This window comes from Flectobacillus roseus (genome assembly GCF_030056595.1).
Classification (GTDB): Bacteria; Bacteroidota; Bacteroidia; order Cytophagales; family Spirosomataceae; genus Flectobacillus; species Flectobacillus roseus.
This window is the reverse complement of the sequence record NZ_JASHIF010000008.1, coordinates 221,640-235,587: the sequence shown is the minus strand read 5'-3', so window position 1 is coordinate 235,587 and position 13,948 is coordinate 221,640. Positions and strand designations below refer to the sequence as shown.

At 37.8% G+C, this 13,948-nt stretch carries 13 protein-coding genes; 7 read left to right on the top strand and 6 right to left on the bottom strand.

Annotated elements, in window-relative coordinates; translation table 11 throughout:
• Positions 1-42: 42 nt before the first annotated feature.
• A complete protein-coding gene (locus QM524_RS09910; protein ID WP_283344449.1) occupies positions 43-2,472 on the top strand; it encodes an outer membrane beta-barrel protein in 2,430 nt (809 codons plus the stop codon).
• A gap of 75 nt (positions 2,473-2,547) precedes the next feature.
• On the opposite strand, the gene QM524_RS09905 is transcribed toward QM524_RS09910, so the two are convergent.
• The 3 genes from QM524_RS09905 to QM524_RS09895 all read right to left on the bottom strand — a co-directional run bounded on the left by QM524_RS09905 (position 2,548) and on the right by QM524_RS09895 (position 4,035).
• Positions 2,548-3,000 carry a hypothetical protein gene (locus QM524_RS09905; RefSeq protein ID WP_283344448.1) on the bottom strand — a complete coding sequence of 151 codons (453 nt, stop codon included), beginning with the start codon at positions 2,998-3,000 and terminating at the stop codon, positions 2,548-2,550.
• Positions 3,001-3,108: 108 nt separating this feature from the next.
• Entirely contained in the window at positions 3,109-3,537 is a 429-nt protein-coding gene (locus tag QM524_RS09900) for a hypothetical protein (RefSeq protein ID WP_283344447.1), read from the bottom strand.
• Between the two features lie 318 nt (positions 3,538-3,855).
• Positions 3,856-4,035: a hypothetical protein gene (locus tag QM524_RS09895; protein WP_095163986.1), complete on the bottom strand. Its 180-nt coding sequence runs from the start codon at positions 4,033-4,035 to the stop codon at positions 3,856-3,858.
• Positions 4,036-4,308: 273 nt separating this feature from the next.
• Between QM524_RS09895 and QM524_RS09890 the strand changes: the two genes are divergently transcribed.
• Together QM524_RS09890 and QM524_RS09885 are read left to right on the top strand one after the other, a co-directional pair.
• Positions 4,309-6,426 (top strand): Tex family protein, encoded by a 2,118-nt coding sequence (locus tag QM524_RS09890; protein ID WP_283344446.1) that lies wholly within the window; start codon positions 4,309-4,311, stop codon positions 6,424-6,426.
• A 220-nt stretch (positions 6,427-6,646) separates the two neighbouring features.
• Entirely contained in the window at positions 6,647-7,279 is a 633-nt protein-coding gene (locus QM524_RS09885) for a LysE family translocator (RefSeq protein WP_283344445.1), read from the top strand.
• Positions 7,280-7,355: 76 nt separating this feature from the next.
• On the opposite strand, the gene QM524_RS09880 is transcribed toward QM524_RS09885, so the two are convergent.
• The 3 genes from QM524_RS09880 to QM524_RS09870 are packed head-to-tail and all read right to left on the bottom strand — an operon-like array spanning position 7,356 to position 11,054.
• Positions 7,356-8,222 (bottom strand): DUF4249 domain-containing protein, encoded by an 867-nt coding sequence (locus QM524_RS09880; RefSeq protein WP_283344444.1) that lies wholly within the window; start codon positions 8,220-8,222, stop codon positions 7,356-7,358.
• A gap of 34 nt (positions 8,223-8,256) precedes the next feature.
• On the bottom strand, positions 8,257-10,599 hold the full coding sequence (locus QM524_RS09875; protein ID WP_283344443.1) for a TonB-dependent receptor: 2,343 nt from the start codon (positions 10,597-10,599) through the stop codon (positions 8,257-8,259).
• Positions 10,600-10,604: 5 nt separating this feature from the next.
• On the bottom strand, positions 10,605-11,054 hold the full coding sequence (locus QM524_RS09870; RefSeq protein ID WP_283344442.1) for a hypothetical protein: 450 nt from the start codon (positions 11,052-11,054) through the stop codon (positions 10,605-10,607).
• A gap of 202 nt (positions 11,055-11,256) precedes the next feature.
• Between QM524_RS09870 and QM524_RS26010 the strand changes: the two genes are divergently transcribed.
• The 4 genes from QM524_RS26010 (at position 11,257) to QM524_RS09855 (ending at position 13,809) form a co-directional block, all read left to right on the top strand.
• Positions 11,257-11,451: a helix-turn-helix domain-containing protein gene (locus QM524_RS26010; protein WP_374761212.1), complete on the top strand. Its 195-nt coding sequence runs from the start codon at positions 11,257-11,259 to the stop codon at positions 11,449-11,451.
• Positions 11,452-11,477: 26 nt separating this feature from the next.
• Positions 11,478-12,239 carry an AAA family ATPase gene (locus QM524_RS09865; protein WP_283344441.1) on the top strand — a complete coding sequence of 254 codons (762 nt, stop codon included), beginning with the start codon at positions 11,478-11,480 and terminating at the stop codon, positions 12,237-12,239.
• A gap of 343 nt (positions 12,240-12,582) precedes the next feature.
• A complete protein-coding gene (locus tag QM524_RS09860; protein ID WP_283344440.1) occupies positions 12,583-13,137 on the top strand; it encodes a C40 family peptidase in 555 nt (184 codons plus the stop codon).
• 168 nt (positions 13,138-13,305) lie between these two features.
• Positions 13,306-13,809: a DinB family protein gene (locus QM524_RS09855; RefSeq protein WP_283344439.1), complete on the top strand. Its 504-nt coding sequence runs from the start codon at positions 13,306-13,308 to the stop codon at positions 13,807-13,809.
• Positions 13,810-13,948 lie beyond the last annotated feature (139 nt).

Below are 13,948 nucleotides of genomic sequence, written 5' to 3'. Positions count from 1 at the left end.
TGAGTTTGAGCATCTGTTGGAGAAATTAAACTTCTCTAAATAATGAAAAACCTCATCAACTTAATGCTAAGCCTCTTTATAACCTATTCAAGCTTAGGACAGATTAAAGGTAAAATTGTAGATGACAAACAACAAGCAGCTTCTTTTGCCAATATTTTGGTATTAAACACAAAAGATTCGAGCCTAGTGAAAGGTGAAGCTTCCGACGTAGATGGAAAATTTGAAATTTCTGGATTAAAGCCTCAAGCCTATCTATTACAAGTGTCAGCAGTAGGCTTCCAGAAATCCTATCAGGTAATTAACCTCGAATCTGCAAAAGCATTGGATTTGGGTATCATCCAACTCAAAGCCGAAACGCAAACTTTGGGCGAAGTGCAAGTAACTGCTCGAAAACAACTGATTGAGCGTGATGGTGACAAAATGATTATGAACGTAGAGGCTAGTCCAACCGCGACAGGGCTCAATGGGTTGGAGCTAATGGAAAAAGTGCCTGGTGTAACTGTAGATCGGAATACCGAAACTATCAAGCTTAAAGGAAAAGATGGCGTGCTCATCATGATTGATGACCGCAAAACCTACCTTACTGATGAACAGTTAGCCAATTTCTTGAAAACACTCAAAAGTGAGGACATCGAAAAAATTGAAATTATTGCCAACCCTTCTGCTCGCTTTGACGCTTCTGGTTCGAGTGGTATTATCAATATTAAGACAAAAAAAGGTAAAAACTTTGGAACAAATTATATCTTAGACCTGAACGCTGGATACAGCCACTACAAAGGTATCGGTGGTTTGCCAAAAAATGGACAAGGACTTACGATTAATTCTCGTCGTGAAAAATATGTTATTTTTGGAAATATTAACCGACAATATACAGCTTGGTATAACTCCGAAGACCAAGTCCAAAACTTTCTATCAGCAACGGGATCGGTACTAGAAAAAAGGGTAATTACGGGTTTGGCAAAAGGAAGTTTTGAAAACTTGAGTGCCAAAATTGGTTTTGACTATGATTTGTCGAAAAAAACAACCGTTGGCTTTTCTGGACAGTGGGCAAATACTTCTAGCCCGATGAATCGTTCTTACAATCAGCAATCGGTATCGGAAGCAATACGCCAAAGTTTGCAGATGGATAGAAGTCGTGAGGCGACTTTTGATAATTATACTTTTAATACCCATCTCAAGCAGAAAATTGATACTTCAGGTACAGAATTGACGGTTGATTTTGACGTGATTTTGAACTCGAAAAGTTGGGATGATAGATTTGTGACTACTACCACACAAAACGATGCTAATCCTTCTGTGGCAAACAACCAGATACTATTTCCTACCAATAATAAAACCTTCGTTTTGAAGGCAGATTTTATCAAAAAACTTACGGCTAAAACTAAAATAGAAACAGGAATTAAGGCTAGTTATTCGAAAAAGACCAATGACTTTAGCGACAACTTCCGTGACAATGGAGCTTTGGTGAGTTCATTCTTTAAGTTCAACGAGTTAATTTCGGCGGGTTATGTGATGATAAACAGTGAGTTGACCAAAAGTTTGAGCATTCAGGCAGGTTTGAGAGCCGAACAAACCAATAACCAAGGGTTGAATAGAGAAGGGAATAAATTGACCCAGCAAGATTATTTGAACCTTTTCCCGACATTAACCCTAAACCAAAAGGTTTCGAAAGATTACGCCATTTCGTTGGGATATAGCCGTCGTATCAACCGACCAAACGATGATGTATTTAATACTTTCAAAAGATTTTTCTCTCCTCAAAGCTATGTGGCAGGTAACCCAACCATTTTGCCATCGCTCAATAACACAGTTAGTTTGACCAATACGATTAAAGACAAATACAGTTTTTCTTTAAACTATGTATCTGTTAATCAGTTTTCAACTGAAGTTTTTGATGTTGACACAGTCTTGATTCCAGGTCGTCGTGTCATTCGTGAGTCGATGGAAAATGTCAATGGTAAAATTGGCTGGTGGAGTGTTGATGCCTCAGTACCATTTAACCCAACAAAATGGTGGAGTGTAAATTTGAATTATTGGGGAGGTATCAATGTCTATAATTATAAAAGAGAAAGTACGGTTGTAGATATTAGTCAACTCTATCATGGTGCTTATATGCAGCATACTTTTACCTTAAACAAGACACTCTCTGGTGAGATTTCGGGTTGGTACAGCTCAGGTGAAACATGGGGCTTCCAAACATCAAAACCACAAGGAGGTCTTGATTTTGGCTTGAAAAAAATGCTTTGGGACAAAAAAGCTACTGTGAAATTCTTAGTTCAAGATCCATTCAACTTTAATAGTTACAGAAATAATGTTGAGACAGCAACGCTCACAGGCGTAGGAACTTATCGTTGGGACAACTGTAGATTTAGAATCTCGCTTACCTATAATTTTGGCAACACAAACGTAAAACAAGCCATACAGTCCAATGATGGAGGAAATGGTGGAGGCGGAGGACCTTCAAAAAATTAGCAGATGTAATTTGACTTAATTGTTCAAAGCTCTCATATTCTAAATCAATAGATATGAGAGCTTTGTTTTTGGATATTAGTCTACTGACAAAGGACTTAATTTTATACTTTGTCCACCTTCAGCATGATAAATCGTGTAAGCTGCGGCTATCAGAACCACATTTTTGATGATATATTGACCCGGCAAACTTAATGCAAATAAAGATTGCCATGTTTCGTTAGGCATGAGTAATAAGGGTAAAAAAGTGGTTGCCATTTGACAACAAAATAAGAAAAATGCCAATTTGGTAAGTCGAGGTACCAACCAAATAATTCCAATAAAGCATTCTAAATACCCTAAAAATGGCAAGAATGTATTGATAGAAATATACCTTGCTAAGGTCAAAGCATGTAGCTGACTAACGATTTGCTCTGCAGGAGATACGCCTACAACCTTCAGCGTACCAAACCAGAAGAAGACAACAAAAAGTGCAATTCTATTAAACCATTGTACAGTAGAGTTTTGGGTATTTGTATTGGATAAATTCATGGCTATGGTTTTTTAGGCTTGTATTTCACAAGCTGGGTTAATTATCAACATAAAGGATAGGGTCATTGGGCTTGATAGATATACCAAGACGTGATTACTACGTGAATATTAACAAACTACGGCAGGAGGGGGAGAGGTGTTGTTGAAATAACCTTCTGATAATTGATATTGGCGAAAAATGCGCATGGAAGGGCTTGACCACTCCAAAACATACAAAATTGTATAGCGTTGAAGAGAGGCATATTCCTTCAAAAAATGCTTTAATAAAAAACTACTTTTTCCAGATGGTGCTTGTGACGAATGCTCTTTGACATGGTCGGTGATATGTTCCGCCAGTTCCATGAAGCGAAAACGAGCGTTATCGTCTAACTTGCAAAGGGTATATAAGGTATCATTTTGATACCGTTGTTCTACTAAATCATAGTGGTTTTCGCCATGTTTGATTTTCCCTTCAATGGGGCGGCTCTCACTCCAGTTGCTCTGATAAGGTAACTGTAATGGTTGCTTAATCCAGTAATAATCACTTGATTCTTCCATATTTATCTCTTGAGAATTTGGCATTCCATACTCTTCCCAGCAATATAGAAGGCTAAATCCTACCATATTGTAGAGAAGTAATAATACTAAAAATATAGAAAGTAGTCTTTTCAAAAGAATAAATAGTGATTTTTTAAGTGGGGCAAAAGTAGGAAAATGATTTGTAGAAAACAATGAGATAAGTTAGTGGGCAAAATGAAATTTTACCTGCAATAGGCATTAAGCTATATGCCGTAAGCTAAAAGAATTTCTAATAAAATCACGAAAAAACTAATGGCATAGTAATAAAAAAGGGCAATTGCTCGCCCTTAAATAAAGTTATGTTTTGATTCGAATGGTAATAAAGGCGGTTGGTCGCATGAGGATATCTACCCCAAAAGAAACCGTGACAATTTCATGTCCTTGCTCTTCGATTACGCTGAGGGTATTTTCGGTACGACGAATTAAAGTGGCCGTCGACCACCAAGTCGATACTTTGAAGATTTTGTAGGCTGTCATGAGGAACTATTAAAAGACGTCGGTATTGATAAGTGGGTCCGTTAAACAATCGGTTTTAAACTAAAGTTACACATTTTGCGAAAGAAATATTTAGTTTAATGCCGAAAAATACTCATCGATTGTAACAAAATGAGTGAGTGGTCATATGGCTGTATCTGAACATTGATGTTTATTTTTGCAAAGTAACTTTATCATAATAGAACCCTAAAAGGAGAAGCTTGGCGTAAATCCAAAAGAATTCTTAGCTTTGTGGTTAGTCAAAACCTAAAAATCATGAATACAACTCAAATTGGCATCATCACCAATACGATTGGAGTAAGAGCCAACCAAGTACAAAATACAATTAAGTTATTAGAGGAGGGTGGAACGGTACCGTTTATAGCTCGTTATCGCAAAGAAGCAACTGGAAGTTTAGACGAAGTTCAAATTCTTGAAATAAAAGACCTTTGGAATAAATTGAAAGAAGCTGATAAGCGTCGCGAGACTATTATCAAAGCCATTGAGGAGCAAGGAAAAATGACTCCTGAATTATTGAATAAGCTCAATAATGCTTTTCAACATCAAGAATTAGAAGACCTTTATTTGCCGTATAAACAAAAGCGTAAAACTCGTGCGAGTATCGCTATAGAAAAAGGACTTGAGCCTTTGGCAAAATTAATTTTCGAACAAAAGGATAATAATTTTCTTCAAAAAGCTGGAAGCTATTTGAACGATAAAGTGGCCTCAGTGGACGAAGCACTTCAAGGTGCACGTGATATTATGGCTGAGTGGATCAACGAAAACGTGGATGCTCGTAATGCAGTGCGTAAGGTGTTTGAACGTGAAGCATACATTTCTTCAAAAGTAAAAAAAGGAAAAGAGGAGGAAGGTGTCAAGTACAAAGATTACTACGATTTTAGCGAACCTCTCAAAAAAGTACCTTCACACCGTCTATTAGCCATTCGTCGTGGTGAGGAAGAAGGTATTTTATCTGTTTCTATTTCGCCAGATGAAGATAATGCTTTGGGCGCTCTCGACCGTATATTCTTGCGAGGAATGTCTGAACCTAAAAAGCAGGTGGAAGATGCTATTACTGATTCATACAAACGATTGATGAAGCCATCTATCGAAAATGAGTTTTCTAATTTGTCTAAAGAAAAAGCAGATAGCGAAGCCATCAGAATTTTTGCTCAAAATCTTCGTCAACTATTATTGGCTTCTCCGCTTGGACAAAAACGTACTTTGGCCATTGACCCTGGGTATCGTACTGGTTGTAAGGTTGTTGTATTAGATGCTCAAGGCAACTTGATTGCTGATACAGTTATTTACCCATTTGATAAAACAATGGAAGCACAGCATACGGTGTTGTCTTTAGTTGAAAAACATAAAATCGAAGCAATTGCCATCGGTAATGGTACTGCAGGTCGTGAGACGGAGGCTTTTGTAAAAAAACTAACTTTCTCGACACAACCACAAATCTTTATGGTCTCGGAGCAAGGAGCGTCTATCTATTCAGCGTCAGAAGTGGCTCGTGAAGAGTTTCCTGATAAAGATGTGACGGTTCGTGGTGCTATTTCTATCGGTCGTCGCTTGCTCGACCCATTGGCTGAATTAGTAAAAATCGACCCAAAATCTATTGGTGTGGGTCAATATCAGCATGATGTAGACCAACCTTTATTGAAAAACTCCTTGGATTCGGTAGTAGAAAGTTGTGTAAACACAGTTGGGGTAAATATTAACACTGCCTCAAAACACTTATTGAGCTACGTAGCTGGTTTAGGACCAAGTTTGGCGGCTAACATTGTTAAATTCCGTAAGGAAAATGGAGATTTTAAATCAAGAGCACAAATCAAAAAAGTACCTCGTTTGGGCGACAAAGCCTTTGAGCAATGTGCTGGTTTCTTGAGAATTCCTCAGTCAGATAATCCGCTAGATAATTCAGCAGTTCACCCGGAGAGTTATCAAGTAGTAGAACGTATGGCAAAGGATTTGAAATGTACCGTAAAAGATTTGATGACAAGTGCAGAGCTTCGTAAAAAACTCAACTTGCAACAATATATTGGTGAAAATACAGGTTTGCTCACACTTCAAGATATTTTGAAAGAGTTGGAAAAACCTTCGCGTGACCCACGTGAGCAACTCACTGCTTTCGAGTTTGATGCCAATGTAAAAACGATTGAAGATTTATACGAAGGAATGGTTTTGCCGGGTATCGTTACTAACATCACAGCATTTGGTTGCTTTGTGGATGTGGGAGTAAAACAAGATGGGTTAGTCCATATCTCGCAACTAGCTAACCAATATGTCTCTGACCCGAATCAAGTGGTTAAACTACAACAACAAGTGCAAGTAAGAGTCGTAGAGGTAGATATTGCTCGCAAGCGCATTGCCTTAAGCATGAAAGCGGTTTAGGAGAGGAAAGGGAACAGGCACAAAGGCATAGAGTGTTTTTGAAGTGGCAGAGGGAACGGGCACAAAGGCACAGAGTGTTTTTTAAGTGGTAGAGGGAACAGGCACAAAGGCACAGAGTGTTTTTTTTAGTGGCGCAGGGAAATATTCTCTGTGCCATTTTTGTAAATTGTGAATATCTATATGCACACAACTCAACATTCACTAAATAAATAATAGAGATATGCTGACATTTCAAGAATTACTTTTATTTACTTTAGCAGCGTTTGTGCTGGTCATTAGTCCAGGACCGAATATGATTTATCTGATTTCCCGCTCGATTACCCAAGGACGAATGGCAGGCTTACTTTCGTTGGCAGGCGTAATGGTAGGATTTTTATTTCATATCATTATGGTATCATTTGGCTTGACGGCTATTTTGGCAGAAGTCCCTTTTCTATATGAACTAATCAAATATTTGGGAGTTGGTTATTTGCTTTACTTAGCTTTTCAGGCGATAAATCCCAATGGAAAATTTGTGTTTGAAGCTCGTCAAGATTTGACCAATGATTCTCCCAAAAAGCTTTTTACGATGGGACTACTCACCAATATGTTGAATCCCAAAGTGGCGATGTTTTATCTATCATTTTTCCCACAATTTATCAAACCAGCGTATGGAAATCCTCTTTTGCAAAGCTTACAATTGGGCATAACTCAAATGCTCGTAAGTTTTTCCGTCAATTTCTCTTTAGTGCTCACAGCATCACAGATGTCTCATTTTTTTGCACAAAATCCTTTTTGGATAAAAATACAAAAATGGTTTATGGCAAGTATTTTGGTGGCATTGGCAGTGAGGATGGCGAAAAGCAAAGCTTAGGGGATAGGGGTGAGGTAAGGAGGCATTAGTCATAATTTTAAAATACTATACCCTAGTGCCTCTTTGCCTTACCCCTCTACCTAAAATACGTCACCGCCTTGGTATATCCTGCCATTACGCCGAAGCCTCCTTTGATGTTGGAGTATAGCAATACTGGCTCAGAAAAAGGATTTTCGTCGGCTTGTTTGGCTATTGCATAGTCTTTGTGGAACTTATAAAAATGAATATCAGTATTGAGAACCTGTACTTGCCAAATATAGAGACGGTCTTTCGCAGGAGAGTTGGGTTTAGTTAACAAAAGCGATTCCTGGGTTCCTACTGTCAAACCATCTCTTTCGACATCATCTATACCATGCAGGTATCGCTCATTGTTTATTTCTGCCGTTTTTTTTGTCAAATCTTGTAGCTCCGAAATCGTATAAACCGCATAATAATTGACTTGATTGGGAATATCTTTCCACGAAATCAGATAGCTTGTATTCATATTTGAGGCATTCCCAGAGACTAATTGGTAAGATATACTGGTCGTATCCACTACGCCTGTCGGAATCGTGCAATTCGCTTCTGCTTTTTTGCCATCAAATGTGCTTACATTCAGGTAATAAGTTTTTCCTGATTCTACTTTAAAGTTTTTGGCACTGATTTTAAAAACGCCTGTTAAAAATGAGTCTGGAATGAGTTTTACCGTTTGAGTACCATTGCTTAAGGTAACCGTCGATTTTCCTACATTTTGTTGCCAAGTAGCATAAGGATTATTTCCAGCGGCTGGTCGGGTATGATATAGTGTTACTGTATGGACGGTGTCTTGTGGACTCAAAAAAGCGGTAACAATGGGCGCATCACTACTCCGAATTACCCCCGTTTCTTCTACTGTCAGAAAGTCTCCGCTACAACCCCAACAAAATAGTAGCATCGAACATATATAGATAAATTGTTTTTTCATAAAATCATTTGAAGTTTCTAGGAAGGTTTTTTTCTTAAAACTTAAAGCTGTAGGTAATTGATGGAACAATAGGGAATAGTCCTTTTCTGTATAATTTACTATCTCCCATTTGTCGTGTGGATGCATCATACACTTGATTAATTTGATAGTAAAAAGGATTCACGCGATTGTAGGCATTATATACGCCAATTTCCCAAGCTCGTTCTCCATGTTTTTTCTTTTTACTAAACTTCATCGCTAAATCTAGTCTATGATAAGCTGCTGCCTGAAAAGCATTTTGATTATCATACAACGAAATTTGTGAATTAATACCTGTGTGGTCAAGTCCATTAAAATTTCCTTCAGCAATAGGCACATTCAAATGATTTCCTGTACCATATACCCAAGTCGCTGAGAAAGTTACCATTGGTTTTAGTTGATAAATTCCCACAATCGAAATGTCATGGCGACGGTCGTAACGTGGCAAAAACTCTTTTCCGTCATTCAGTTCTGCAAATTGGTGTGTTACTTTTGACAAAGTGTAAGCAATCCAACCTGTGAGTCTACCTGTTTTTCGTTGTAACATCAATTCTAGTCCGTATGCTTTTCCTTGTCCTGAGGTGACATTCTCTTGCCAATCTATCGAATTTATTTTTTGAGGGTCAGGTCCAACGTCTAGCAACAAGAAACTAGCGCCCTGTTTGTAGCCAATGATGTTGTCCATTTTCTTGTAATATCCTTCAATGCTTAAAGAAAAATTCTTTTCGGAAAAGTCTTTTACATATCCTAACGCAACTTGCTGTGAAGTTTGCGGAGGAACTCGGTCTGTCGCCGAAACCCACAAGTCAGTTGGCAAACCAAGTCCAGAATTAGATAATAAATGAATGTATTGATTCATTCGAGCAAAAGACGCCTTAATCGCGGCATCATTTGGTAGCCTGTATGCCGCCGAAAATCTTGGTTCAAGATTCAAATAGTTTTTCTGGTTTACTGAAAAATGACTCAATCTTAGACCCGCATTAATACTGAGTCTTTCATTAATTTTCCATAAATCCTCCACATAAACTGCCGATTCTAAGGCATTGATATTAGTGCTTTGAACGGAAGCTGTATCCACCCTAGAGTCTTTGAGAACCAATGCTTTCGGGGAAAAACGATGTGCAGTTACCAAAAAACCTGCTTTGATACTATGCTGATAATTAGGTAAATAGTCAAAATCAGTTTTCAAGGAAAAATCCCTAATTCCTGATTCATATTGGTAAGAAAAAAGTCCTTTGTTGGATTCCTCCGTATTAAAAACCTTGAAGTCGAAATTGGTAAAAATGAGGGATGTATTGCTAAATAATTTTTCATTGAAAAGGTGATTCCAACGCAAGGTCGTGGTTATATTGCCCCAATTAAAGCCATTCTCATTTTGGGTGGCATAATTGTAATTTTGTTCTTTTGAACTAAAGGCATCTCTTCCTAAATACCCACTCAAGTAAATCTTATCTTTTGCGCCGAGGTCATAGTTAATCTTCATATTGAGGTCATAGAAATACATATTTGGAAATTCGCCTCCACTGATGGGTCGCAATAGCGCATCGGCGTAGGTACGTCGTGCAGCAATCAAAAATGAGGTTTTTTCTTTCTTGAGAGGACCTTCCAAGGTCAAACGGCTCGACAATAAGCCAATGCCAAATTCACCCGTAAGTTTTTCTTTATTCCCTTCTTTCATTTGCATATCAATAACCGATGAAAGTCGTCCGCCATATCGTGCTGGAAAACCGCCTTTGGTCATCTCAATGCTTTTGAGGGCATCGCCGTTAAATACCGAAAAAAAGCCAAACAAATGATTGGCATTATACACCGTAGCATCATCCAAAATCAATAAGTTTTGGTCGGGGCCGCCACCACGTACATACAAGCCAGTAGAGCCTTCACGTCCTTTTTGTATCCCTGGAAATAACTGTAGGGTTTTCAACACGTCTTTTTCTCCCAAAAATGCTGGTACTGCTTTTACTTGTGTGACAGGTAAAGAAATAAGACTCATTTGGGTTTGCTCACTCAATTTCTCTTGTTGAGAGCTATTGACTTTGACCTCCTCCAAAACCACATTTTTGACACTTAACTCAACCGTAATTTGTTGGCTTTTTTGTGCACTGATACTGATTGTTTTGACTTGGTATCCTACCTGAGAAATTTCCAAATCAAGTTGTTCCTTTGCAGGAATTGTCAAGGAAAAAAAACCGTAAGCATTGGCAGAGGTTCCGATATTGAGAGTGGGAACTCTCACCGAAACATAAGGCAAAATCTCTTGACTTCCTTTTTCACGAACAAAACCACTGATGGTAATTTTTTGTGCAAATAAAGTACAGGAGCAAAGCGTAAATAGTAACAGGAGGTAGACTTTTTTCATAAGGATTATTTATACAATTGAATTTTTATTTTTTGACCTTTATAGTCTATGATGTTTTCTTGAGGTCCACTAAGTGTCATTTGATTTCCAGAACGAGTTATGGTGTAAGCTCCTCGTAAATTGATGAATTTGGGAAAAGACGACATTATACTAATAAAGGTTTGATTTCTAGCTGCGTTGGCATTGTAGACGATACTTACCACTTCACTATTTACTAATTTGTAAAACCCTGAGCATTCTCTAATGCTCCCAGTGAGCTGACAATTATCAAATTGCAAAACACCCGAAGGATATTTTACGACTGAATCTGGCACAGCGTAAGGATAGGAGGTGTAGGTGATTTGATCGACTTTCCATACGCCAGAAATATTGTTGAGGAGTTCTTGGTTGGCATCTTTGCAGGACAATAAGCTAGATACCAAAGATAAAATGCAGAAATAGGAGAGTTTTTTCATAATAAGGTGATGTTGTATGTGACAAACGCTTAAAGATATAGGTTAGAAGAGACGAAATAAGTGTTTTTAAGCAAAACTTTATGCGTATTTGAATAAAATTTATTTTTATATTTACACAATATCAAAACGCTCAGTGTATTTTTTACGCGCAAGTAACCTATTATAATGCTTTATCGTTTTTGTTTCTAAATCTAATAAATGTATGTTCAACCTAAATAAACTCCGTCAAACGCGCCTAGCACTTGGCTTTAAACAAAGCTACATTTCACATCTGACAGGCATTCCACAATCCACAATTTCGCGTATAGAGAAAGGTGAACGAAGCCCGACAATAGACGAGGTCGTCAAAATCATGCAGGTGCTAAATATGAAACCAGTTGAAATCTTGCAAGCCTAATTATTTATCCTAATACAACAAATTTTATGTACAATAATGGTGCAAGTATATCTGAATTAGAATTCAGTTTTGACATTGGATTGAGAAATCAGTATCCATTCAATATTCCTGCTCTTTCAGGTTTAACAAAACTTCAATTACATCCACAAGTAACCTTTTTCGTGGGCGAAAACGGTACAGGAAAATCAACGCTGATTGAGGCAATTGCCGTAGCATTAGGATTTAATGCTGAGGGTGGGACAAAGAACTTCAATTTTAGCTCACGAGCTTCGCACTCAGACCTTTACAAATATTTGAAAGTTCCATTTAGAACCAAGCGACACAAAGATGGTTTTTTTCTACGAAGTGAAAGTTTTTTTAATCTAACAACCCAAATTGAAGATTTGGATAGGGAGCCCTCTGCTGGTAGGAGAATTATCGATTCTTATGGAGGCAAGTCCTTGCATGAACAGTCTCATGGAGAATCCTTTTGGGCTTTATTTCTTCATCGGTTTTCGGACGATGGATTGTATATTTTTGACGAACCCGAGGCTGCTATGTCGCCTTCAAGGCAAATGGCGATGTTGTGTCGGATGCAACAAATGATAGAAAATGGCTCACAGTTCATTATTGCAACACATTCACCGATATTAATAGCCTATCCGAATGCTTTGATTTATGAATTTAGTCAAGATGGAATTGTGACAAAATCTTATAAGGAAACAGAATTATTTAATTCCTATTATCATTTTTTACATGATAGTGACAATTTTATGACTCATTTACTTCACCTTAAAGAGGAGGACTGAGTTTGAATGGGAATGCTTATCTACTAACAGATTCTAATCATGATATTGTAGTAAAACACAACTGGCTTGTAAGAGGCAGTTCTGTTTAGGGTATTTGTTGGAGGTCTTACTCATATTTAATTAACAGTAAGGCAGTATACTTTCTTTACCATCGAAGAGTTGCCTCGATCAAAGCAAGCTCATCAAATACAAGATTTATTTGAGACATTTCGTTAGAAACTCAACCAGTCTTGCCGAATGATAAAATACCATGCACTTGTGGTGGAATTACGCTTGGTGAAAATGGGGAATTTTGTAAATTGCTCTTAGAAAAATTTACCCAGATTAAATCCTTACCAATCTCATGAAAACGACTACCACATCCATTTATGCCAAGCTTTTACTGATTGCAATACTTCCAGTTTTATTAGATTCTTGTGCACTTTTTCGCAAAAAAGAAGCTACTAAAACCACGACTACCACCAAAAGACCTACAAGTCCGAGCAGACCTGTAGTTATTTCGTCGAAAGAGGTCAGAAGGTTAGTTGATGCATCAAGGCAGTATTTGGGAGTTCCTTATCGTCCAGGCGGTATTGATTCCAAAGGGATGGATTGTTCGGGGTTGTTGTTTGCCACTTTCAAAGAAATGGGCGTAAATATTCCAAGAAGGGCTGTTCAGCAATCAGGCTATGGAAAAGAAGTGAAAGATTTGGACCAGTTGCGTCCAGGCGATTTGGTATTTTTTGTTACAGATAAAGGCAATGTTGCAGAAGTTAATCATTCGGGTATGATTACCGAAATTCGTGGTCCAAAAGAAATCTATTTTATTCATGCTTCATCCTCAAAAGGCGTTCGTGAAGATAACCTCATTTCGACCTATTGGATGGGCTGCTATGCCACCGCAAGAAGACCCTTCTGATTTGGGATTGCGGATGTTGGATTGCTGAATATACATTAATCAACAACGTCATTACTAGTTCAAGACTTAGTCTTGGACTTATTTTTTTTACAGTTTTAAACTGAAATATAATATTTCAAATTTTCAAATCCCCAAATTTTCAAATTCAAACAAATCTTCAATTTAAAAATGTCTGCTCCCTTAGAAGTTTGGATGCGAGGACCTATTGATGGTGTCCCTGCCTTATTACAACCCGCAGCCCATGCTGTGTTACAAGTTCAGGAAGAATTACATGAGTTGTTGAAAGACTTTTCTGATGATTTACTTTGGGAAAAACCTCATGGTGTAGCTTCTATTGGTTTTCATTTACAACATCTTGCAGGTGTTTTGGATAGATTACAAACCTATGCCGAAGGCAATACTTTATCCGCAGAGCAATTTGATTTATTAAGTCTTGAAAAAGTAGCTCCGCAAGAAAATCAAACAGTTGCTACCTTTCTAGATCGATTTGATTTACAAGTAGAAAAATATATATCCTATCTCAAACAACTTTCCGAAGCAGACTTATTACAACCCAGAGGTATCGGTCGCAAACAAATTCCTACCAATGTAATAGGATTGATTTTCCACGCTGCTGAGCATACCACTCGCCATTTTGGTCAGTTATATGTGACTGCCAAACAGTTGGTATAAGAGTAACAGGCAATAGGCGTGAGGCGCTAAGCATTAGGCAAATAATTTTTTGAGAGAATCACATCCTGTTTTTTACTAAAAGCTCAAAGCGGAAAACCAATCGCTAATTTTTATTTTTTATATAATAGTCTGTCTTACA